Annotated in this window: 19 protein-coding genes and 2 pseudogenes; 16 read left to right on the forward strand and 5 right to left on the reverse strand. The window is 69.9% G+C overall.

Translation table 11 applies throughout. The annotated features are described in order from the left end of the window. Positions 1-232: 232 nt before the first annotated feature. Positions 233-1,237 (reverse strand): DUF2891 domain-containing protein, encoded by a 1,005-nt coding sequence (locus BM430_RS15255; RefSeq protein ID WP_244539504.1) that lies wholly within the window; start codon positions 1,235-1,237, stop codon positions 233-235. A gap of 296 nt (positions 1,238-1,533) precedes the next feature. Between BM430_RS15255 and BM430_RS15260 the strand changes: the two genes are divergently transcribed. The 4 genes from BM430_RS15260 to BM430_RS15275 all read left to right on the forward strand — a co-directional run bounded on the left by BM430_RS15260 (position 1,534) and on the right by BM430_RS15275 (position 5,666). Continuing rightward, positions 1,534-2,439 carry a PhzF family phenazine biosynthesis protein gene (locus BM430_RS15260; RefSeq protein ID WP_093568114.1) on the forward strand — a complete coding sequence of 302 codons (906 nt, stop codon included), beginning with the start codon at positions 1,534-1,536 and terminating at the stop codon, positions 2,437-2,439. Then, positions 2,436-3,137 (forward strand): NUDIX hydrolase, encoded by a 702-nt coding sequence (locus BM430_RS15265; RefSeq protein ID WP_093568115.1) that lies wholly within the window; start codon positions 2,436-2,438, stop codon positions 3,135-3,137. Before BM430_RS15260 ends, BM430_RS15265 begins: the two co-directional genes overlap by 4 nt. Before the next feature lie 105 nt (positions 3,138-3,242). After that, positions 3,243-5,213: an alpha/beta hydrolase domain-containing protein gene (locus BM430_RS15270; protein ID WP_093568116.1), complete on the forward strand. Its 1,971-nt coding sequence runs from the start codon at positions 3,243-3,245 to the stop codon at positions 5,211-5,213. A gap of 84 nt (positions 5,214-5,297) precedes the next feature. Next, entirely contained in the window at positions 5,298-5,666 is a 369-nt protein-coding gene (locus BM430_RS15275; protein ID WP_093568117.1) for a hypothetical protein, read from the forward strand. Positions 5,667-5,991: 325 nt separating this feature from the next. On the opposite strand, the gene BM430_RS15280 is transcribed toward BM430_RS15275, so the two are convergent. Beyond that, a complete protein-coding gene (locus BM430_RS15280) occupies positions 5,992-6,594 on the reverse strand; it encodes a PAS domain-containing protein (RefSeq protein ID WP_093568118.1) in 603 nt (200 codons plus the stop codon). 496 nt (positions 6,595-7,090) lie between these two features. Between BM430_RS15280 and BM430_RS15285 the strand changes: the two genes are divergently transcribed. Next, the gene (locus BM430_RS15285; protein WP_093568119.1) at positions 7,091-7,909 is read left to right on the forward strand and encodes a rhomboid family intramembrane serine protease; all 819 of its coding nucleotides are present in this window, start codon (positions 7,091-7,093) and stop codon (positions 7,907-7,909) included. 287 nt (positions 7,910-8,196) lie between these two features. Beyond that, on the forward strand, positions 8,197-8,628 hold the full coding sequence (locus tag BM430_RS15290; RefSeq protein WP_093568120.1) for a CBS domain-containing protein: 432 nt from the start codon (positions 8,197-8,199) through the stop codon (positions 8,626-8,628). Positions 8,629-8,649: 21 nt separating this feature from the next. Here the strand turns inward: BM430_RS15290 and BM430_RS15295 are convergent, their stop codons facing one another. Further along, entirely contained in the window at positions 8,650-9,726 is a 1,077-nt protein-coding gene (locus tag BM430_RS15295) for a patatin-like phospholipase family protein (RefSeq protein ID WP_093568121.1), read from the reverse strand. A 210-nt stretch (positions 9,727-9,936) separates the two neighbouring features. Between BM430_RS15295 and BM430_RS15300 the strand changes: the two genes are divergently transcribed. After that, positions 9,937-10,851, forward strand: coding sequence for a hypothetical protein (locus BM430_RS15300; protein ID WP_244539505.1), 915 nt, complete (start codon positions 9,937-9,939; stop codon positions 10,849-10,851). A 226-nt stretch (positions 10,852-11,077) separates the two neighbouring features. Here the strand turns inward: BM430_RS15300 and BM430_RS15305 are convergent, their stop codons facing one another. Beyond that, positions 11,078-12,088 (reverse strand): chemotaxis protein CheB, encoded by a 1,011-nt coding sequence (locus tag BM430_RS15305; protein WP_093568123.1) that lies wholly within the window; start codon positions 12,086-12,088, stop codon positions 11,078-11,080. Positions 12,089-12,255: 167 nt separating this feature from the next. Between BM430_RS15305 and BM430_RS15310 the strand changes: the two genes are divergently transcribed. Further along, positions 12,256-12,768 carry a GNAT family N-acetyltransferase gene (locus BM430_RS15310; protein WP_093568124.1) on the forward strand — a complete coding sequence of 171 codons (513 nt, stop codon included), beginning with the start codon at positions 12,256-12,258 and terminating at the stop codon, positions 12,766-12,768. 56 nt (positions 12,769-12,824) lie between these two features. Next, positions 12,825-13,208, forward strand: a pseudogene (locus BM430_RS34730) (MauE/DoxX family redox-associated membrane protein); the annotation flags it as partial. 67 nt (positions 13,209-13,275) lie between these two features. Here BM430_RS34730 and BM430_RS15320 read toward each other — a convergent pair. Next, positions 13,276-13,671, reverse strand: coding sequence for a tautomerase family protein (locus BM430_RS15320; RefSeq protein ID WP_093568125.1), 396 nt, complete (start codon positions 13,669-13,671; stop codon positions 13,276-13,278). Positions 13,672-13,790: 119 nt separating this feature from the next. Between BM430_RS15320 and BM430_RS15325 the strand changes: the two are divergent. The 7 genes and pseudogenes from BM430_RS15325 to paoC all read left to right on the forward strand — a co-directional run. Then, positions 13,791-13,991, forward strand: a pseudogene (locus tag BM430_RS15325) (LysR family transcriptional regulator); the annotation flags it as partial. 149 nt (positions 13,992-14,140) lie between these two features. Further along, on the forward strand, positions 14,141-15,922 hold the full coding sequence (locus BM430_RS34010; RefSeq protein ID WP_143132039.1) for a calcium-binding protein: 1,782 nt from the start codon (positions 14,141-14,143) through the stop codon (positions 15,920-15,922). Positions 15,923-16,675: 753 nt separating this feature from the next. Next, positions 16,676-17,578, forward strand: a complete 903-nt coding sequence (locus BM430_RS15330; RefSeq protein WP_093568126.1) for an aldo/keto reductase — start codon at positions 16,676-16,678, stop codon at positions 17,576-17,578. A gap of 262 nt (positions 17,579-17,840) precedes the next feature. After that, the gene (locus BM430_RS15335; protein ID WP_093568127.1) at positions 17,841-18,668 is read left to right on the forward strand and encodes a VOC family protein; all 828 of its coding nucleotides are present in this window, start codon (positions 17,841-17,843) and stop codon (positions 18,666-18,668) included. A gap of 275 nt (positions 18,669-18,943) precedes the next feature. Continuing rightward, a complete protein-coding gene (paoA, locus tag BM430_RS15340; protein ID WP_093568128.1) occupies positions 18,944-19,600 on the forward strand; it encodes an aldehyde dehydrogenase iron-sulfur subunit PaoA in 657 nt (218 codons plus the stop codon). Continuing rightward, positions 19,600-20,541, forward strand: coding sequence for an FAD binding domain-containing protein (locus BM430_RS15345; RefSeq protein WP_093568129.1), 942 nt, complete (start codon positions 19,600-19,602; stop codon positions 20,539-20,541). The genes paoA and BM430_RS15345 overlap by 1 nt, the downstream gene beginning before the upstream one ends. 1 nt (position 20,542) lies before the next feature. Then, the gene (paoC, locus tag BM430_RS15350) at positions 20,543-22,756 is read left to right on the forward strand and encodes an aldehyde oxidoreductase molybdenum-binding subunit PaoC (protein ID WP_093568130.1); all 2,214 of its coding nucleotides are present in this window, start codon (positions 20,543-20,545) and stop codon (positions 22,754-22,756) included. The last annotated feature ends 29 nt before the right edge of the window (positions 22,757-22,785 follow it).

Consider the following 22,785-nt stretch of genomic DNA (forward strand, 5'->3'; position numbering starts at 1 on the left):
AGAACCCGAGATCCATAACCGCTGACACAGCCTGACAGGGCGGTCAGCGTTCCGCTTCATCCTGCATCGTCAGCGTTTATGGATCCCGGGTTCCGCTGCGCGGCCCCGGGATGACATCGAGGGTGTCAATTCCGTCGGTTTCAACCAAACAGTCTCTCAGGATGAGGTCGCGGTCAGGAGAGATCCAGCTCCCCGCGGTGTCATCTTTGCAAGCCGCACCGGCCCTGAGCCTTCACGCCTCCAGGGCGAGCAGCGCGAAGCTCGCCAGCCAGTGCTCGCCCATGTAGTCGTCGGCGAGGTGGGCTAAGGCCGCGTCGAGATGCGCCTCCGCCGTCTCCCGCAGCACCGGCACGCGGGCATCCTCCGCCGGCAGCGCGCCGGCGAGCGCCCGCAGGCACCAGGCGCGGCTGAGGTTGAGCCCGTCGAGATGGGCGATCTTGCCGTCGCTGCGGTCGGTGACGGTCGCCGGCCGGAACAGGGTGTCGGGTGAGCGCTCGGCGAGGCGCGGCAGGAAGCGGTCGAACCAGGGCCGGAATTCGTCCGCCGGCATCAGGCGGCGCAGGCACTCGGCCTCGATCAGCGCGGACGACAGGAAGTCGTCGCCGCCCGGCTCGCCCCAGGCCGGGCAATCGGCATCGGCGCCGTACCAGCGCGCGGCGGTGGTGCGCAAAAGCGCCGTCAGGGCCACGTCCCCCGTGCTGTCCGCGTAATCCGCCGCCATCCGCAACCCGAAGGCGGTGTTGAAGTGGGTGCCGACCCGAACCGGATAGGGCGAGAGCGGCAGGAAGTCCCGGAAGCGCCGGGCGAAGATCTCCGCCATCGGCGCCAGCGCCCGCGACCAGCGCGGCTCGGGCAGCTGCGCCAGCTCGTCGGCGAGCTTGAGCGCCCAGGCCCAGCCATAGGGCCGCTTGAACCCCCGCGCCGTCGGCGCGTCGAGATAGGCGCACTCGCCCGCGACCTTCTCGACGGTCAGCTGCCGGTCGAACAGCGCGACGATCGCCGGCGCCTGCGGCCCGTCGGGGAAGCGGCGCAGCACCCGGGCGAGCAGCCAGTAGCCGTGGACGCAGGAATGCCAGTCGAAGCTGCCGTAGAAGACCGGGTGCAGCGCGGCCGGCGTGCGGGCATCCTCCGGGCCGGCGAGCGTGTGGTCCGGCTTGTTGGGGTATTCCCGGGTGACGTGGCCGAGCGTGAGGGCGGCGAAGCGGGCGGCGGTGTCGGGGGTCAGGGTGTGGGGCAAGGGCGGGCGCTCCGTCGGATCGTGTCGCACGCCTACACCATCCACCAAGGCCCTTGCAGGGTGGGATACCGGTCGACGGGCCACGAGCCGTCGCAAGAGGAGATCCGATGCCGCACGATTCGACGCAGCGAACGGTCCCCATGCCGAGCGACGCCGAGGAGGCCGAGCGTCGTTATGGCAGTTTCGCGAAAATGCCATAACGCCTCGGCGTGACCGTTCCCCGATCCCCGGGACTTGCACCGCCGACCCGATCCGTGCTGCCTCGCGCGACTGAGCTTCGGAAGGACGAGACCCGGATGCCCGCACGCCGATACGCCACCCTGGACGTGTTCACCGACACCACTTTGGCCGGCAACCCGCTGGCGGTGGTGCTCGACGCCGAGGGGCTGGACGATGTCGCGATGCAGGCCATCGCCGGCGAGTTCAACCTGTCGGAGACGGTGTTCGTGCTGCCGCCCTCCGAGCCCCGGCACCGGGCGCGGCTGCGGATCTTCACGCCGGCCCAGGAGCTCGCCTTCGCGGGCCACCCGACCGTCGGCACCGCGGTGCTGCTCGCCCTCGGCGACCGGCGGGCGGAGATCGCCGACGCGGTAGCGTTCGGCCTCGAGGAGCAGGTCGGCGTGGTGCCCTGCGTGGTCGAGACCGGCGAGGGAAGAGGCCGCGCGCGCTTCCGCCTGCCGCGCCTGCCGGAGAGCTGGGGCGAGGAGCCGGACGCGACGGTCCTTGCCGGGGCGCTCGGCCTGTCGCCGTCCGAGATCGGCTTCGCCCGCCACCGGCCGAGCCGCTACAGCGCAGGCACGCCGTTCCACCTCGTGCCGGTGCAGGGGCTCGACGCCCTGGCGCGGGCCCGCACCAGCGCCGAGGCGATGGTGCAGGCCCTGGGGCAAGGCGCGAAGGTCTTCCTCTATACCGGCGAGACCGGGGAGGCGGGCCACAGCTTCCGGGCCCGGATGTTCGCCCCCGCCGCCGGCATCGCCGAGGATCCGGCGACCGGCGGCGCGGTCGCGGCCTTCGCCGGGGCGCTCATGCAGTTCGAGCCCTTGGGCAGCGGCACGCACGACATCGTCGTCGCGCAAGGGTTCGAGATGGGCCGGCCGAGCGAGATCGCGCTCCAGCTCACGATCGAGGACGGCTCCTTGCGCGCGGCCGAGATCGGCGGCAGCGCCGTCCTGGTCTCCGAGGGCGTGCTGCACCTCCGATGAGCCTCACCCTCACTCCGGCCCGCCGGGTCGAGGCCCGGATGGTCGCCCATGACTGGCCCTGGGCCCGCGACCACCGGGCCGCCATCATGGCCCATTGGGACGAGCGGCGGGCGGCCCGCCCGGCGATGTTCAACGGCACGGTGCTGATGCTGCGCCGCTGGACGCTGACCGACGGCGTGCTCGACGCCGAGCTGTTCGAGGCCGACTACGCCGCCCTCACCGCTCTCAAGGACTGGGGCTTCCCGGACGGCAGCGTCCTCAACGTCTTCGCGGCGGCGGTGCCGCGCACCCGGGACGGCACTTTCCTCCTCGGCGAGATGGGGCCGCACACGGCGGCCGCCGGGCGGGTCTACTTCCCCTGCGGCACGCCGGACCCGACCGATATCGGCCCCGGCGGAGAGGTCGACCTCGCGGCGAGCGCGCTGCGCGAGTTGCGGGAGGAGACCGGCCTCGTCGCCCCGGCGGGGCCGGATCCCGGCTGGGTGATCGTGCGCGACGGCGGCCTGATGGCCCTGCTGCGCCCGGTGCAGCTCGCCGCGGACGAGGCCGCCGTGCGGGCGGGCATAGAAGCCCACCTCGCGGCAGAAACGGAGCCGGAGCTGTCGGCCATCGTCGGGGTGCGCGCGGCGGCGGACCTCGATCCGGCGCGGATGCCCGGCTTCGTCCGGCACTACCTCGCGAGCGTGCTGGCCGCCTGACGCGTGCGGGGCAGCCCGGCGGTGGAATCGGTTCCATGCCGGATGCCGTACCGTTACTGTCCTCCCGAAGGCGCCCGTCCGTGGCGCCGCCAGGGGAGTCCAGCGATGACCAGAATGCCGAGGGCCATGGCCCTGGCGATGCTCGGCTGCGGCCTCGCCGCCGGGCCGGCCGGCGCGGAGGTGACGCGGTTCGAGACCGTCGCGGCGGAAAAACCCGCCCTGCAGGGGCGCAGCTTCGGCGAGCGCGGCCAGGCGGAAAAAATCACCGGCCGGGCGACCATCGCCCTCGATCCCGCCGACCCGCACAACGCCGTCATCGCCGACCTGGCGCTCGCGCCCCGCAACGCCGCGGGCCGCGTCGAGGCGGTGGCCGACGTGGTGCTGCTGCGCCCCGAGCGCCCCAACGGGCTCCTGATCGTCGAGATCCCCAATCGCGGCCGCAAGCTGATCGGGCCCCTCTTCGAGGGCGCCTCGACCGCGGCGTCGAGCCGGCTCGAACAGGAGGGCGATGCCGGCCGGGGCTTTCTCCTGTCGCGCGGCTACACGCTGGCCTGGATCGGCTGGCAGGGCGACATCGCGCCAGGAAACGGCACGACTGGCGCGGGCATGGGCATCCGCCTGCCGGTGCTCGCCGGCCTCACCGGCCCGTCGCGGGAGGAGTGGAGCTTCGAGAACACCACCTCGCCGATCGCCGCGCCGCTGACCTGGCCCGCCGCCGACCTCGACCCGGGAAAGGCCCGCCTCACCGTGCGGGCAAAGCCCGAGGATCCGCGCACCACGCCTCCCGACCTGTCGTTCCGCTACCTCGACCCGAAGCGCATCGAGATCACGCGGCCCAAGGGCTTCGACGGCAGCGCCCTCTATGAATTGAGCTACACCGCCCGCGACCCGGCAGTGATGGGCCTGGGTCTCGCGGCGATCCGCGACGTCGCGACCTTCCTGCGCCACGAGACGGGCGACCGGAACCCGCTCGCGCGGGACGGCCGCAGCACCATCGACCGGGCGGTCGGCTTCGGCATCTCGCAAGCGGGCCGGGTCCTGCGCGACGTGCTCTATCTCGGCCTCAACGAGGACGAGAGCGGCCGGATGGTGTTCGACGGGATGATGCCGCACATCGCCGGCAGCCGGCGCAGCTTCACCAATGCCCGCTTCGCCCAGCCCGGCCGCAATCCCGGTCCCCATCTCGACCGCTATTACCCCGCCGACCAGTTCCCCTTCGCCTACGCGACCACGACCGATGCGCTCACGGGCAAGCGCGACGGCCTGTTCCTGCGCTGCCGGCTGACCAACACCTGCCCGCGCCTGATGCATGTCGACAGCGAGTACGAGCTGTGGGGCTCCCGCGGCGCGCTCGTGACCACCGACACGCGCGGCGCCGACCTGCCGCAGCCGCCGGAGGTCCGGGTCTACATGGTGACCGGTGCACCGCACTTCGCGGATCCCGACGCGACGACCGCCAGCGTGCCCGGCTGCGCCCTGCCGGTGAGCCCGGTCCATGCCGGGGCGGCGTCCCGCGCCCTCCTCGCCGCACTCGACTCCTGGATCACCGACGGCGTCGCGCCGCCGGCGAGCCGCTATCCGTCGCGGGCCGACGGCACGCTGGGCGCGCCCGCCCATCTCTACCCGCCGATCCCCGGCCTGCCCTATACGGGCCTCTACACCCCGGCGCAGTGGGTGGAACCCGGGGTGGCGCCCGGTGACCCGCCGGTGGTGCGCGGCACCTACCCCGTGCTGCTGCCGAAGGTCGATCCCGACGGCAACACGCTGGCGGGGATCCGCCTGCCGCTGATCGAGGCGCCGCGGGCGACCTACACCGCCTGGAACCCGACCCGCGGCGTCGCCGCCGACACCCTGTGCAACCAGAAGGGCGGCGTCCTCGCCTTCCCCGAGACGCGGGCGGCGGCCAAGGCCGCGAACGACCCGCGGGTCTCGCTGGAGGAGCGCTACCCGACCGAGGGCGCCTACGCGGCGGCGGTGACGGCGGCGGCCGAGCGGATGGTGGCCGAGCGCACGCTGCTGCCGGCGGATGCCGAGGCGATGGAGAAGGCGGCCGGGGAGGGGCTCCTGGCGCGGTAAAGCCTCCGGCATGGGACCCGCGGGCGTTCCCGCGGGTTCCCGCTCCGCAAGCCGACAGGAAGGCAATGCCGGTAGGGAGGGGCCATGGCCGCCAAGCTCGTCGAACTCGTCCGGGAGGCCGCCGCCCGAGCCCGGCTCGTCGCCCGCGGCTACCCGTCGGGGTGCAGCGCCGAGGCGCTGCCCTGGGCGGTCATCAAGCGCTTCGACGAGGACGTGCGCGGCCATGTCGAGCGCGATCCCCGCATCGAGGATGGCCGCGACCAGGTCCTGATCGCCGCCGTGAACCTCGCCGAGGCCGCGCCGGACGACGAGGCCGAGGCGCCGGAGCGCGAGCGGCTGGTGAAGGCGATCAACGACCTCGAATGGGTCACGCTCAGCCGCGGCATCGTCAACCGGGCGGCGGCGGCCTCGGGGCACGGTGCGGCAGGGGACCGGCTGCGGGATGCAGGGTGACGCGGACGAGTCCGCCCCACTCGCCGGACGGCTGAGAGCCGGTTCGCTTCCCTCGACGGAATGAAGATCTACCGCGTCATTCCGGGGCTGCGCAGCGGAGCCCGGAATCCATGACCGCGACTGGCCGAGGATAAGGCGGAAACTGTTCCGCTTCCGAAGTACCTGAGTGTCTGGGCGTGCCTCCGGCATCCGGGCTCCGCTGTGCGGCCCCGGAATGATCCTGCGGGGTTTCGGGCCGTCGAGAGAGCCAGACAGGCTTTGAAGCAGACGGGGAGGCCCCGCATTCTGCGGTCACATACCGTCTGGCCTGGCGACATGGATCCGCTCAGACCCGCCCGCCGCGATGCACCACGAAGCGCTTGCGGCGCTCCGGGCCCGGCTCGTCGTTGGCCGCCGGGGGCGGCGCCGCGAGCGGGGCGGGGGCGGCGTTCGCCTCGGGGATGAGGATCCTCAGGGACACGGTGCGCAGGGCCACGATCGGGCGCAGGCCGAGCCAGGTCGGGATCACCGCCGGCGACAGCGAGCCGATCACCCGGGCCTGCGTCTTGCCGCGGTGGCGCAGGGGCAGCAGCAGCAATTCGAGGTCGATCGTCTCACCCGCCTCCGTCACCCCGACGAGGCCCACCACCACGCCGGTGGTCTCCTGGATCACCGCCTCGACGAGCCGCCACGGATCGGCGGCCGGCGCCTCGCCCCACAGGCCCGCGAAGGAGAGGCCCCGCAGCTCGGCCCCGAACAACGCGCAGAGCCGGGTGCCGGCGAGCCGCACCGTCGCGGCGTGCCGGGGGGCGTCGATCTCGAGGATCAGGCTGTCGGCCAGGACGTGGCGGATCTCGCCGGGCTCGATCTCGCCCCGCTCCGGCGCGGCGCGGGCGCCGCGCAGGCCGTTCCAGTAGGCGTGGAGCATGCGGCTGGTCGGGTGCTTCATGGCGTCTCGGTCTGGCACGGTCGCGGGATCGGGCTGTCCTGGAGTCGCCGGCCGCCGTCCCGTTTCGGGGCGGCGGCCGGCGCGACTGATTCGGTTCAGCAGACCGTATGCCGAACGGCCGAGCTGCGAAGGCGTAAGGTTTGATTAAGGTTACCAAGTCATAAATGTTGCGTTTCTCCCACACCTGCGCGATTGTCGTGGGCGACGGTGATTTCGGGCTGGCAGGGGCGGGGAGCCCACCCTATGCCCGCCCGCATGCCAAGGGGTGAGGACCGGTCACGGTCCGCGTCGTCACGGTCCTGACGGCGTTTCGCGTGCGGCCGCACAGCGGCCTCGCGCGGAGTCATCCTCTTTCGGGGAGAGCGGCGACGCTCTCCCTTTTTTTGTCCGCGGGACCATGTTTTTTCGACCATGGCGTCCTCTTTTCGGGGGTGCGCCGGGCCCGCGGCGGCGGCCGCCCTTGCGGTCGGGCCGTGGGGCCCGCAATGGTGCCGAGATGGATGCCACCCCCGACCTCCCGCGACCGCCGCGCGTGCCGGTGTTCAACATGCCCGCCGTGGTCACCGCCTCGGTCGGGATCCTGGTGCTGATCCACGCCGTGCGGCAGGTGCTGCCCGACGTCTGGGACATCACCCTGCTCCTCGACCTCGCCCTGGTGCCGGCGCGCTGGACCCTCGCCCTCGACCCCGACCGGGCCGCCGACGTGATCCGGGCCGCCGCCGCCTCGGGGGGCGGCGCCCTCGAGGTCGAGGCGCGCAAGGCCTTCGCGGCCTATCTCGTGGCCGATCCGGGCGCGATGCCCTGGACCTTCGTCACCTACGCGCTCCTGCACGGCTCCTGGGCCCACGTGCTGCTCAACAGCGTCTGGCTCGCGGCCTTCGGCACGCCGGTGGCGCGGCGCTGCGGCGCCTGGCGCTACGGCCTGATCGCCCTGGTCTCGACCGCGGCCGGCGGCTTCCTTCACGTCCTCATCGACCCCCTGAGCACCGTGCCGCTGATCGGCGCCTCGGCCGGCGTGTCGGGGCTGATGGCGGCGGCGGTGCGCTTCGCCTTCCAGCCGGTCGAGGCGGCCGGCGCCGGTGCCGTGCCGTGGCAGCGCCCGGTGCCGACGCGGCTTCAGACGATTCCCGAGCTCCTGCGCAACCGCTCCGCGGTGGTGTTCCTGGCGATCTGGTTCGTCACCAACCTGCTGTTCGGTCTCGCCGCCCTGCCGCTGGGCCTGAGCGATTCCGCGGTCGCCTGGGACGCGCATCTCGGTGGGTTCGTCGTCGGGTTCCTGCTGCTGCCCCTGGTCGATCGGCTCGGGCGACGCTGAGTCAGGCAGGAGGTCGCGGAGCTAGGCAAGAGATTGCGGCGGAGACCGGGTCTCCCGCGAAGATTGTTTCTCTTCGACCTCCGGGGTGCTTGCCTCGATCGGCGCGCGGTCACACACTCCCCCTCCGAACAAGCGCCCCGCCCGGAACGCCACGAGGCCGGCGGGGCCTGAAGCACTGGACGGTCGCGTTGCGACCGTCCAGTGCTTCAAGTCTTTGATGTGCCGCATTTTCTTCGGTGAACCGGTACCCGCTTCGCCGAAGAAAATGCTCTAGCAGGGAGGTGTTGATGACCGTTGCGCGCATCCTGTCGCAGAAGGGCCGCACCGTGGTGACCGTCCAGCCCCACCGCACGCTGGCGGAGGCCGCGGCGCTCCTGACCGAGAAGGGCATCGGCGCCCTGGTGGTGAGCGATGCCGGCCAGAGCGTCCTCGGCATGCTCTCGGAGCGCGACATCATCCGGGCGGTGGTCCGCGGCGGCGGCGCGGCGCTCGAAGCGCCGGTCTCCCGGCACATGACCGCCAAGGTGGTGTGCTGCACCCGCGCCACCGCCATCGACGAGGTGATGGAGCTGATGACCGACGGCCGCTTCCGCCACGTCCCGGTGGTCGAGGACGGCCGCCTGGCCGGCCTCGTGTCGATCGGCGACGTGGTCAAGCACCGCATCGAATCGGTCGAGGCCGAGCACCGGGCCCTGCGCGAGTACATCGCGACCGCCTGACCCGGCACCCGGGCGGCGACCTCACACCGGCGTGACTGCCGCCGCGATCATCTCGTGGATCTCCGGCAGCATCCGCCGGGTCGCCTGGCGGCCGAGCTCGATGCATTCCTCGGCCCGGTGGAACTCGAACAGGCCCATCTGGGCGAGCTTCGGGTTGATCATCACGTCGGGCGGGTCGCCGGCCAGCCGCGAGCGCGAGATCCGATCCTGCGTGATGTTGAAGGCATCCACCATCACGCTGGCGATGCCGCTCGGCGCGCCGGCCTCGGGCCGGGGCTTCGGCTTCTGGCGCCGGCCACCGATCAGCGGCCAGCGCCGCGGCTCGTCCGGCAGCGCCGCGGCCTCGGCGGCGGCCTCCATCACCGCGTCGGCGCCCTCCGCCCCGTGCGACTGGATCACCGTGCCGCGCACCCGCATGTCGCCGTTGAGGTTGACGCACAGGACCACGTCGGCGCCGAGCGCGCGGGCCGCCGTCACCGGCACCGGATTGACCAGCGCCCCGTCCATCAGCCAGCGCCCGGCGATCTTCACCGGGTCGAAGATGCCCGGCAGCGCGTAGGACGCGCGCACCGCCTCGACGAGGCCGCCGCGGGTGAGCCAGATCTCGTGGCCGCTGCCGAGCTCGGTCGCCACCGCCGCGAAGGTCAGCGGCAGGTCCTCGATCCGGGACGAGCCGAGGTCGCGCTCGAGCAGCCGCCGCAGGCGCTCGCCGGCGATCAGCCCCGAGCCGCTGATGTGGAAATCGAGCAGGCCCATCACCCGGCGCTTGGTCAGCGACAGGGCGAAGTCGCGCAGTTCCGTGAGCTTCCCGGCGGCGTGGCAGGCGCCCACCGCCGCTCCGATCGAGCAGCCCGCCACCACGTCGATGGTGATGCCGGCCTCCCGCAGGACCTCGATCGCCCCGATATGCGACCAGCCCCGGGCGGCTCCGCCGCCGAGCGCCAGGCCGACCTTCGCCCGGCGGGGCGGCGTGTGCTCGGGGGGCTTGCGCTCGGGGGGCTTGGACTTGGCGTCGGGAACACCCGCGGCACCCAGCACGCCGTCCGCTGAGCGCCGTATCGGCGCGCCGGAGAAGAGTGCGATGCCGTCCCACATCATGGCGCCTGACCTCTGCCGGGCCTGTCCCGGATTCCAGTGTGGCCTGGATCCATCAAGCGTTCGTCAACGGCGAAGGTTTCATCACCGTTTAGGGGGAAGAGGGCGTAGGCCGGACCCAGCGACAGCCTTGCACCGGCGCGCGGGCCCGTGTGACATCGCTGTGATACGATTTCCGGACGATCAGTCCGGAAATCGTAAGAGAGATTGAGGATGCGCCCGAGGGACATGATGGGATCCGGCCGCATCGTCCGCGGGGCGTTCCTCCTCGCCGCCGCGCTGGCGCAGCCCGCCGCGGCCGGGGAGGAGAGCGACGTCGACACCGAGAACCTGTTCGGCTTCACCGAAGGGTCGACCACCGGCCGCAAGGGCGAACAGGAAATCCTGCTCGACACCGTGGGCCGCGCCGGCAAGCGGCGGGGCGACACGGGACCGGGCCGCTACGCCGTCGCCAACACCAAGCTCAGCTACCAGTTCGACCCGACCAGGTCGTTCAGCGTCGAGTTCGGCCTGTTCGGCGATGCCCGCCGGGTGCGCGGCGCCGCCGACCTGCCGGACAAGGACAACGGCAGCTTCGACGGAGCCGGGATCGAGCTGAAGTACCAGTTCCTCAAGGGCAGCGACGCGCAGCCCCTCGGCCTCGCGATCGAGCTGCGCCCGCGCTTCGCCCGGGTGCTGGCGGTGGAGGGGAGGGGCGCCGACATCTTCGACATGGAGAGCGTGCTTCAGCTCGATCTGAGGCTGGTGCCCGACAAGGTCTGGTACGGCATGAACCTCAGCGTCGAGCCGACCGTCGGCACCTTGCGGGGCGCGCGCGAGACCGACCGCTCCTCGACCTTTCTGTGGTCGAACGCGCTGGCGTTCCGGCTCGATGCCGACATCTTCCTCGGCCCGGAACTCCGCTACCTGCGGGCCTATGACGGCGCCTTCCTCAACCGCTTCGAGGGCAGGGCGCTGACGCTCGGCCCGCTGCTCTACCGGCGCCTGTCGGACAAGGCCTTCGTGACGCTGGCCTATGCGGGCCAGGTCGCCGGACGCGACCGCACCGAGGGCCAGACCCGCCGCCCCCTCGACCTCAGCCACTTCGAGCGCCACGCGGTGCGGGTGAAGCTGGGGGTCGAGTTCTAGATCATTGGCCGATCATATCGCCGTGCCGCACAGGGCCGGGGCGTAGAGCCGATAGTATCCTCCCTCCCACGCGCGACCTCAGGATGAGGTTGCGCGCGGGATGTGCCGTGGGCGCGAGCAGACCGGCCAGCAGACCAAGCCGTCATGTGCCGTGGCGCTGCAATCGGATGGGGCTCCCGGATCTCCGATCCTGCCGCATGACGGCCCCGAAGGTCGCCCGGGGGGATCACGCATCCTCGTCGCCCGAGGGCTCGGGCGCGGGCCGCTTGAGGACTGCCTTGCGGATCGTCTCGGCGTAGCGGCGGTACTCGACGGCGCGCTCCTCGTACATCGCCGCGACCGCGGGGCGACCGGCCTCGCGCGCGTCCCGCCCCATGCGCCGGACGAGTTCCGCCCGCTCCTCGATGATGCGCAGGGCCACCCGCATCGCCTCGTCGACGGCGGTCTCCTGCTCCTTGGCGACGGCCTCGGCCGAGAAGGCGTGGCCGACCTGGCAGTGGAACCGCAGGGGCTTGGCGCCCCGCATCTGCGAGAGGACGCCGCCGCATTGCGGGCAGGTGATCGGCGCGGGATCGGCGAGACGGCGCAGCACGTCGCTGTCGATGCGCTCGCCCGCCGCGATGTCGACCTCGAGGCGGAGTTCCGGCGGGATCGGCAGGCGCGGCCCGGCGGGATCGCGCACCAGCTCCGACAGGACGTCGCCAATGCGGGCGGCCGGCAGCGTGAAATCGACCTCCAGCGCCTCGAGGGCGCTGCGCGGCATCTCGTCGGCCAGGGCCTCGGCGGGGTCCTGCACCAGCGCGAGCCCGCCGCAACGCTTGATCGCCTCCAGGCCCGAGGCGCCGTCGTTCAGGAGGCCGCTCAGCAGGATTCCGATGACCCGGGGGCCGTAGGCCGCGGCGGCCGAGCGGAACAGCGGATCGATCGAGGGCCGCGCCATGTTCTCGCGCGGGCCGCGTCCGAGCCGGATCCCCGTCTCCGTCAGGATGAGGTGATGGTCCGGCACGCCGAGCGTGACGGTGCCGGGCCGGATCGCCATGCCGTCGGCCGCCGCCCGGACCGGCAGGCGGCCCGCCGCGGCGGTCACGGTGGCGAGCAGGCCGAGGCTGCGGGCGGGGACGTGCAGCACGATGAACAGGGAGGCGGGGAAATCCGCCGGCAGGGCGCCGAGGATCGTCTTCAAGGGAGCGGTCGCCCCCGACGAACCGCCGATGACGACGATGTCCCGATTGTCCATGCGCGAATCCTCCGGTGCGTCGCATCGGCCAACGCCTGAGAACTGCCGAGAACTGCGGAGTCGGTACCAGCCCGCCGGGCCCTGGAGCGGCGGGCGCGCGGGCCTTAAGTGGAGGCGGGGCACCGGCCCCGGGTGCCGGTCGCGGCCGGCAGGGGGGCAGGGACGCGATGCCAGCATCGGACACCGAGATCGTCAGGGTACCGGCCGCCTCGATCCTCGGCGAGGCCGCCATGGCGCTCCGGCACGACGTCTTCGTCGTCGAGCAGGGCGTGCCGGCCGACGAGGAGATCGACGCGGACGATCCGGTCGCCACCCACTTCGTCGCCCTCGTCGAGGGGGAGGTCGTCGGGACGCTGCGGGTCGTCTTCAAGCCCGAGAGTCCCGGGCAGGCCAAGATCGGCCGCGTCGCCGTGCGCCGCGACCGGCGCGGATCGGGCATCGCCCGGCGGATGATGCTCCGCGCGATGGCCCATTGCCGGGAAATCGGCGTCGACCGCTTCGTCCTCGCGGCCCAGACCGACAAGCTCGGCTTCTACGAGACGCTCGGCTTCGTCGCCTTCGGCCCGGACTTCATGGATGGCGGGATCCCGCACCGGGCGATGACGATGGACTGCTCCGCGTCGGCTCGTCCCGTCGGCATCGCGCCGCCGCCGACCTCGAAGGGATCCGCCGCCACTTGAAACACCGGGCCCCAGGACCGACCTTGTCGGCGAACGGTCGCGCACCGAAACCGGGCGCGGCCGAGTGGTTCGTCGCCTTCAGCATGTGCGTGCTCGCCCTCCTGAAGTTGCAGGACGTCGAGACCTTCTCGTCGATGTTCCTCGGCTACGACCTGCTCGGGCAGCGCTGGGTGCGCTACGCCTACGCCTACCCGTTCCTGGAAGGCATCGCCGGAATCCTGATGGTGGCGGGCGCCCTGAACTGGCTGTCGATCCCGGTCGCCCTGTTCATCGGCACGGTCGGCGCAGTCTCGGTGTTCAAGGCGGTCTACCTCGACAAACGCGAGATCAAGTGCGCCTGCGTCGGCGGGTCGAGCAAGGTGCCGCTCGGCTTCGTCTCGCTGACCGAGAACCTGATGATGGTCGCCATGGCGGTCTGGATGCTGGCGATGCATGCGTGAGCGCCGCGGCGTCGCCGTCCGCGGCCGCAGGCCGGTGCGGGCGGCGGCCGGCGCGGGCGCGGGACCGTCAGGCCGCGTCGTCCTTGACGTAGGAGGCGAGGCCGTTGCCGAAGGACCACTCGTCCCGCGCGTTCGGCGAGAGGACGATGAGGACGTCCTCCGGGCGCAGGCCGGGATTCTCGACGAGGTTGTCGGTGATCGCCCGGTAGAGCGCCTTCTTCTGCGCCGTCTCCCGCCAGTTTCCGGCGATGATGTTGACGATCACGATGTCGTCGGTGCGGTGAAGGCCGAGATAGTCGGCGTCGTAGACCAGCTCGTCCCGCGCATGCTGGTGGATGAGCTGGAAGCGATCGTCCGCCGGCACACCGTAGGCCGCCATCAAACCGCGATGGACGCCGTCGGAAATGGCGCGGATGTGTTCCGGTGACTTGCCTCTGATGAGCGAGATGCGGACGAGGGGCATGGGATGTCTCCTGAAAGAGGTCGAAGGCACGCCGCAGCGGTCGACGCCCCCTTCCTAGGCGACGATTATCGTTCCGAAAATTAGAAACTTTAGAAGTTATATATCTATCAAATCGAACGATGATGACCCGCAGCAACCTCGACATGGACGGGCTGCGAACCTTCGTGACCGGGTTCGAGCTCGGCAGCTTCGCCCGGGCGGCCGAGCGCCTGGGCCGGTCGCAATCCGCCGTCAACACGCAGCTGCGGAAGCTGGAGGAGCAAGTCGGGCAGGCGCTCGTGCAGAAGGCCCGGCGCGGCCTCGCCCTGACGGCGGCCGGATCTTCATGGATAGCCTATGGCCAGTTTGTTCGAGCTTCGAATCGGGTATCGTGAGGCGCGATCCATTCGTTTTTAGAGCGGACTCGTCTATATGACGATGCATACACCGGCGAATCACCATATCAATCAAAAATGAACGGCGGCGAGCGATGAGTTTCGTGGATTTCTATACACCTGCCGGGCAGCAATACGTCAGTGGCGGCGGGACATATTCACCCTATCGTCCGCTATATGACGTATATTATGCGGGAGGTTTCGTTGCGGGCTCCGGCGCAGTGACCCAGGAGGGTACTCAGATCGTCGAAGTAAGCCCAGACAATGCGCTGCTGTTTGATCTTAGAAATAATTATTCCAGCAACATTTTCGAGGGCGGAGCTCCGTCCATAAGTCTCGACAGTAAATATGAGTCGGGTATAAACACTGGAAATGTTACAATAACCGTAGGCGCACAAATAACAGGATTTAGGGGCGGAACCTATTTTCGGCCGCGATACAGTTTCGAAGTGCGACAAACGGGATTTCACACGGATGCCGCAATCTCGTTCGAAGATGTAAATAGCGGTCAAATCTATGTCCTGACCAGCAATTTATCTGTGCAGCAGGGAAAATTGCTAACGCTGCGGAGTGACGACGAGCGGGGCGCGTTTGTGACAGCTCCTGCAGTTTATTCAAAGGCCATCAATGGCACCGCTCAGAGTGAAGTGCTGTCGGCTGCCCTTTCTGGTAATAATTATGTAAATTCCATAATAGTCTCCGGCGGAGGGAGCGATACCCTCGTCGGCAGCCAGTCGACTGATACGTTGGTTTCGACCAACGGCGGAAACAGCCTGCTTATCGCTGGCACAGGCAGGAACTATCTCGAAGGCGGCAACGGGCGGGACACCCTTGTCGGTGGAGGAAATAGCCGCCTGACGGCAGGAGCCGGCGGGAACGTGCTGTTCACAGATGCTCATGGCCATGATGTTCTCGTCGGCGGCGTGGGAGACGACATACTGGTCTCTCGCTCCGGCGCGAACCAGCTGACTGGGCTCGGCAGCGGATCGGACCAATTGTATGGCGGATCTGGCTCCGACACGCTCACCGCCCTCACCGGCGATAATCTGCTCTACGCAGGAAGTGGCCAAAATTTTCTTCAGGGCGGCGCCGGTCACGACACTCTGTTCGGTGGCGGGCTGACCAATATGCTGGCCGGCCAAGGCGGGAACTTTCTCTTCACGGACGTGGGAGGAAGCAACACGCTTGTCGGCGGGGCCGGCAATGATACCTTGGTTGCCGTCTCGGGCAACAACAAGCTTGTTGCGATCGGGTCTGGCTCCGACCAGCTATACGGCGGATCAGGAGCCGATACTTTGGAGGCTGCAGGCGGGAACAACTCGCTGCTGGCAGGATCTGGCGCCAACGTGCTCCAGGGGGGCGTCGGGCATGACACTCTCTACGGCGGTGGCAGATCAAGCCTCACAGCGGGCTCCGGCGGTAACTCTCTCGTCTCCAGCGGCAACTCCGACGGACATGACACCCTGACAGGAGGGGCCGGCTCGGATACCCTCACGGCTATCGCCGGAAACAATATGCTCGCAGCCGTGGGGGCTTTCGATACGCTGTATGCTGGAAGTGGCGGAGACTCGCTGTATGGCGGTCTTGGCGGGACGACGTTTGTTGATACGAAGAATGGAATCACTCAGATCGTAGGAACGAATGGGGACGATCTGTTTTATGTATCGAAATCTAGCGGATCCGACACCATCATAGGTGGAGGGGGTAGGGATATATTGGCCGTATCGGGATACACGAGCGCAGATGCCACCGTAATCAGCGGCGCAAGCTCGATGACAGTTGCTCTTGCAAACGGTCTTGGAGAGCGGACGCTCATCAGCGTATCGGGCATCGATACGATACATTTCACCGACGGCTCGACATTGCGCGTCGTCTAAAGCATTTTTGCCCAAACGGAGACCGTTTGGGCGAAGACAATGCGGCAAAATCAAAGACCTCGAGCAGCGCCCGAATGTAACGTGGTCGGGCGTCGCCTGCGACAGCCACGCGATGGCTGCCGCGAAGGCCGCGGGACCCTTCAAGCGCGGTTGAGGGGAGGGGGGTTGGCATGTTGAGCATCTGACTCACCGCCCGCTCCTCTCAGTGTCTCTCGCAAAACTCCCGGTCGCCACCATCGCTCGCTCTAGCGAGGCCGGTGCAGCGGGAGTTGTGTGAGGTGCATTTAGTCCTCGGACCGGAACACCTTGTTCGCCCCGAAGGACTGGGTGGCCCCATGTTTCCGACGGCGTTCCCCGCCCGTCCTCTGCTTCGTCCAAGGCCGGTTCGGCTCCCCGGGGCTGACGCCTTATACCAACGGCCTGAGATGCTGACGCATCAGGCCGTTGACCCATCTCGAATTTTCGACGCTTAGCCAGAGGCTTGGCGAAAATTCGAGAACGGGACCAAAGGTCGTTTCCAACGACCGTTGGTATTAGGTCTTGCGGCTGGTGAGCATCCGCCACGACCGCGTCATCCTGCGGCCGCCTGCCACGAGGGGTAGGCGCGGCATCCCCTGCATGGCTCCGGCGAGGCGATGAGGCGTCCACGACGGCATCGCTGTCCGTCAACGGGAGGACCGCGCGCTTTCGCCATACCTGTCGCTTCCACACGCGTGTACGTTCTTCGATCCATCCTCGAGGTCGGAGAGCGCCATGACTGCGATCACGCGACGTCGCTTCGCCGCCTGCAGCGCGGGCCTGATTTGGGCAGCCGGTCTGCCCCGCATGGCCGTGAGTGCGGCCGCGCCAACCGTGTCCCTGAGCGATGGCACCGCCGTGCCGGCCATGGGGCAGGGATCGGCGCGCCTCGGCCAGGGACGGCGCGCCCTCGCCGACGAGGAGCAGGCGATGAGCACCGGTCTCTCGCTCGGCATGACGCTCATCGATACCGCCGAGATCTACGGCGACGGACGAGCGGAACAGCTGATCGGGCGCGTAATCGAGGGCCGGCGCGACAGCGTCTTCCTGGTCTCGAAAGTGTGGCCCTCCCACGCGACACCGGCGGGCATCCGGAGCGCGTGCTCGGCCAGCCTCGCCCGCCTCGAAACCGATCATCTCGACTTGTACCTGCTGCATTGGCCCGACCGCGTGAAGGATCTGGCGGATGTCGTCGACACCTTCGAGCAATTGCGGGCCGGCGGCCAGATCAGGCGTTGGGGAGTCTCGAATTTCGGGGTCGCCGACCTCGATCGACTGTTCCACATCCCTGCCGGCGACCGATGCGCGACCAACCAGGTGCCCTACAGCCTGGCCGACCGGAAGGCCGAGCGCGAGATCCTGCCGTGGTGCGCGCAACACCGCATGCCGATCATGGCCTATTCCCCCCTCGGCGGCGAAGGCGCGCATGTCCTGCAGAACCCGGCCGTCCGGCGCATCGCCGCGTCGCGTGGCGCGAGCGCGGCAGCCGTCGCTCTGGCCTGGGCGATGCGCTCCGGAACCGTGATCACCATCCCCGAATCCGGTTCGGTCGCGCATGTGCGCGAGAATGCAGCGGCTCTGACCTTGAATCTGGAGCGGGACGAGTTGCGGCAATTGGACGAGGCCTTCCCCGCATAGCACATCGTCGGAACCCAGATTCGGCGAGGAGCCTGGATGCGATCGAGGGAGCGGACGCTGGCGAGGCGGCCAACCGGTCGCCTACCCAGGCGAGCTTTGCCGTCGTGACCGGCGACGGAAGGGGTCGTCGCGCCGGATCCGGTCGATCCCGGGGCGCAGGACAGGTCATCGGCGCGCCGTCGATTTTTTACCTTTTTTTACCGGCGCGCGGCGCGCGACTTGAGTATCTCTCAATGTAAGAGCCTCAAGCCGGTGTATCGCGATGAGCCGTGAGAGCAACGACGAGCAAGGCGGACAAGTTCGCCGTGAGATCCTCCAGGGTGCCGGCGCCGTCGCGGCGGCAGGTCTCCTCGGAGCAACCTCGGCTTCCGCGCAGACCGCGCGGCCGGGCGGGCGTCCACTCGGCGCACGCCTGCAAGGCGTGCAGCATTTCGGCGTCACGGTCCAGAACATGGACCGGGCCTTCGCCTTCTACACCGAGGTGCTCGGCGGGACCGAGATCATGCGGGACGGCGACTTCAAGGGCGAGCCGGTCCATTTCACGCTGCTGGCCGACCAGGAGATTGTCGCCCGCGAGCGCCGCGTCGATCCGCGCACCATCGGCGTCCCGGACCTGAAGGGCGGCGCTCAGCGGCTCGACGTCCGCTTCGTCCAGTTCGAGAACGTCGTCATCGAACTCCTGCAGTATCGCGACGCAGCGCAGCCGATGGGCGGCGGCGACAGCTGGGCCGAGCCGCGCGACCACATGAGCCCGGCCTACCCGCGCTCGATGCACATCTGCTTCTACGTCCGCGACGACGTGGACTTCGACACGTTCATCGCCGATCTGGAGGCCGAGTGCGCGCGCCGCGGCATGAATCAGGTCAGGGCGAACCGCACCGTGGCGGTACATTCCGAAGAGGAGCGCCGCGCGGCGCCGAGGAACACCAATACGATCAAGATCCACGAGGGTCCGTCGAACGGCTGGTCGATCATCTACTGCAAGGGGCCCGAGGGCGAGCAGCTCGAATTCGTCCAGGTGCTCGGCCCCGTGAAGAAGACTTTCGCGGACGCCGCCGAAGCGCGGCGAACGGCGACGAACCGGGGTTGAGGGCGCAGGTCGACGTGGCGAGAAGGCAGGTCGGACGGACGACATTGTGGCCGCCTGAAAAGTCTTCGCATATGTAAATTACGGCAAGGCGCACGATCCGCAAGCTTAGGCCTGGTCCGCCGAGGCTCCGGAGCTCGTTCCGGCGGCGTGACGATCATGACGAGGCGCGGACGCGAGACCTCGGATTCGCGAGAGAGGCCGAGCCCGGATTCTGCCCATTCAGCCCCGCGCCCCGGCCTTCGCGCCCGCGCCGATCGATGAGGAAGGGATCTTCGATGAGTCTTCCCCTCTCACACGAGATCAGCCGGCGGGAGGTCGTGACCGCTGCGGCCGTCGGCGTTGCGGCAGCGGGTCTGTCGCCGGCAGCCGGCGGACAGGCGGCAGGATCGTCCGGGGCGCGTCCCGTGTCGCTCACGGTCAACGGCGAGCACCGGCACCTCGACCTCGACACCCGCGTCACGCTGCTCGACGTGCTTCGCGAGCACCTGCACCTCACGGGCACCAAGAAGGGGTGCGACCACGGCCATTGCGGCGCCTGCACGGTGCTGGTGAACGGGGTCCGCATCAATGCCTGCCTCAGCCTCGCGGCGATGCATGACGGGGACGAAGTGACGACGATCGAAGGGTTGGGCCGGCCGGAGCGGCTGCATCCCATGCAGGCGGCCTTCGTCGCGCACGACGCGTTCCAGTGCGGCTACTGCACGCCGGGCCAGATCTGCTCGGCGGTGGCGGTCCTCGCCGAGGTCGCGGCGGGCGTGCCGAGCCACGCCACCGGCGACCTCACCGCGCCGATGAGCTTGAGCAACGGCGAGCTGCGCGAGCGCATGAGCGGCAACATCTGCCGCTGCGGCGCCTATTCCAACATCGCCGAGGCCGTGGCCGACGTTGCCGGGGTCGACGTTGCCGGAGTCGACTTGGCGGGGAGGCCCTGATGCAGCCCTTCACCTATGAGCGCGCCGCGAGCCTCGAGGCGGCCGTCGCCACCCGGCCGGGTGCGCGCTTCATCGCCGGCGGCACCAACCTGCTCGACCTGATGAAATTCCAGATCGAGACGCCGGCCCACCTCGTCGACATCCGGCACCTGCCCCTGAGGGCGATCGAGGACCTGCCGGATGGCGGCCTGCGCATCGGCGCGCTCGCCACCAACACCGAGGTCGCCGCCCATCCGCGGGTGAAGCGCGATTACGCTATCCTCGCGCGGGCGATCGTGGCCGGCGCGACCGGGCAGTTGCGCAACAAGGCGACGACCGCCGGCAACCTCCTGCAGCGCAACCGCTGCCCGTACTTCTACGAGACGAGCCTGCCGTGCAACAAGCGCCGGCCCGGCTCGGGCTGCGCGGCGATCGGGGGCATCACCCGCGGGCTCGCCGTCGTCGGCACGAGCCCGCATTGCATCGCCCAGAACCCGGGCGACATGGCCGTCGGCTTGCGCGTCCTCGACGCCGCGGTCGAGACGATGAGGCCCGACGGGTCGCAGCGCCGGATCGCGATCGGCGACTTCCATCGGCTGCCGGGCGACCGGCCGGAGATCGAGCACCCGCTCGAACCGGGCGAGCTCGTCACCGCCGTCACGCTCCCGCCGCCGCCGGGCGGGACGCATCGCTATCACAAGGTCCGCGACCGGGCCTCCTACGCCTTCGCGCTCGTGTCGGTCGCTCTCGTCCTGCAGAAGGACGGGACCGGGCGGGTCGCGTTCGGGGGCGTCGCCCCGCGACCCTGGCGGGTCGAGGACGCGGAGGCGCGCCTGCCGGACGGTCCGGCCGCCGTCGTGAAGGCCGCTTTCGAGGGCGCGACGCCGACGGCCGAGAACGCCTTCAAGATCCCGCTCGCCGAGCGCGCGCTCGCGCTGGCGCTGAGCGAAGGGAGGGCGTGACATGCACTTCGATACGCCTGCCGGGCAGAACCCCATCGACCGGACGAGGATCATCGGGCAGCCGCACCGGCGCGTCGACGGCGCCCTCAAGGTCACCGGGACGGCGCCTTACGCCTACGAGCGGCACGATGCGGTGGCCGATCCCGCCTATGGCTGGATCGTCGGCGCCACGATCGCCCGCGGACGGGTGACGCGGATCGACGCCGCGGCGGCCAAGGCGGCTCCGGGCGTCCTCGCGGTCCTGACGACGCTGGAGCGCGACGCCGCCCCGCCGGGGTTCCGGACGACGCTGCCCCTGTTCGGCGGCGCCGAGGTGCGCCACTATCACCAATCCGTCGCGCTCGTCGTGGCGAACACCTTCGAGGAGGCCCGCGCGGCGGCCCATCTCCTGCGCATCGACTACGAGGCCGAGCCGGCGCGCTGCGATCTGGCGGCGGAGGCGCCGAAGGCCGGGCCGGTCGCGGATCGCGACGCCCCGGACTATCCCGTGGTCGACCGGATCGGCGACGTCGAGGCGGCACTCGCCACCGCGCCCGTGACCCTGGACGAGACCTATACCACCCCCGACCAGACCCACGCGATGATGGAGCCGCACGCCACCACCGCCGCGTGGCACGACGGCACGCTGACGATCTGGACCTCGGCCCAGGTGGTCTCCTGGCACCGCAACAGCCTCGCGCAGGCGCTCGGGATCGCCAAGGAGGATTTGCGCCTGCACGCGCCGTTCATCGGCGGGGGATTCGGGTCGAAGCTCATCATGCGGAGCGACGCGCTCCTCGCCGCGCTCGGCTCCAAGGCCGTCGGACGCCCGTGCAAGGTCGCCCTGCAGCGCCCGCTGATCGCCAATAACGGCACGCGCCGCGCCGGCACCATCCAGCGCATCCGCCTCGGCGCGACCCGTGACGGGCGGCTCGTGGCGATCGGCCACCACAGCCTCAACGGCAACCTGGCCGGCGCCTTCGCCGAGGCGGCGGTCGCGCCGACGCGGCTGATCTACGCGACCCCGAACCGCGATTTGTCGATGCGGCTCGCGACCCTCGACCTCGCCGAGGGCAACGACATGCGGGCGCCTGGGGAGGCCCCCGGCCTGATGGCGCTCGAGATCGCGATGGACGAGATGGCCGAGAGGCTCGGCCTCGACCCCGTCGCCTTCCGGATCCGGAACGACACGCAGGTCGATCCGCGCAAGCCGCAGCGGTCGTTCTCGGAGCGCCACCTGATCGAGTGCCTCGAGGTCGGCGCGAAAACCTTCGGCTGGGCCCGCCGCAACCCGGTGCCCGGTTCCGTGAGCGACGGTCGCTGGCTTCTCGGCATGGGCATGGCGGCGGGCTTTCGCCAGAACCTCCTGATGCCGTCCGGTGCCCGCATCCGGCTGGAGCAGGATGGCCGGCTCACGGTCGAGACCGACATGACCGATATCGGGACCGGCAGCTACACCATCCTCGCCCAGACGGCCGCCGAGATGATGGGCCTGCCACTCGACGCCGTGACCGTGCGGCTCGGCGATTCGGACCATCCCGAAGCTGCCGGCTCCGGTGGGCAGTTCGGGGCGAACAACGCGACCTCCGGGCTCTACGCCGCCTGCACGGCTTTGCGGGCGAGCGTCGCGGCGCGGCTCGGCTTCAACGCCGAGGACGTGGCGTTCGCCGACGGCATGGTCACGGCGGGAGGCCGGAGCGTGCCGCTGCTCGACGCCGTGAGGGCCGCACCGCTGACGGCCGAAGACCGGATCACCTATGGCGACCTCGACAAGGCGTTCGTCCAGGCCACCTTCGGGGCGCAGTTCGCCGAAGTCGCCGTGGATCGGTTCACCGGGGAGATCCGCCTCCGCCGCATGCTCGCGGTCATCGATGCCGGCCGGGTGCTCAACCCGCTCACGGCGCGGAGCCAGGTGATCGGCGCCATGACGATGGGGGTCGGGTCGGCGCTCATGGAGGCGCTCGTCGTCGACACGCGCCACGGCTTCTTCGTCAACCACGACCTCGGCGGCTACGAGGTGCCGGTCCACGCCGACATCCCGCATCTCGACGTCGTCTTCCTCGACCACCCCGACCCGGTCTCGTCGCCGATGAAGGCCAAGGGCATCGGCGAGATCGGCCTGTGCGGGGCCGCCGCGGCGGTGGCGAACGCCGTCCATAACGCGACCGGCATCCGCGTGCGCGACTATCCCGTCACGCTCGACAAGCTGCTCGACCGGCTGCCGCGCGCGGCCTGATGTCTCGTCCCCCGGTGTTTCATCTTCGG

It is taken from the genome of Methylobacterium sp. 174MFSha1.1 (assembly GCF_900116815.1).
GTDB lineage: Bacteria > Pseudomonadota > Alphaproteobacteria > Rhizobiales > Beijerinckiaceae > Methylobacterium.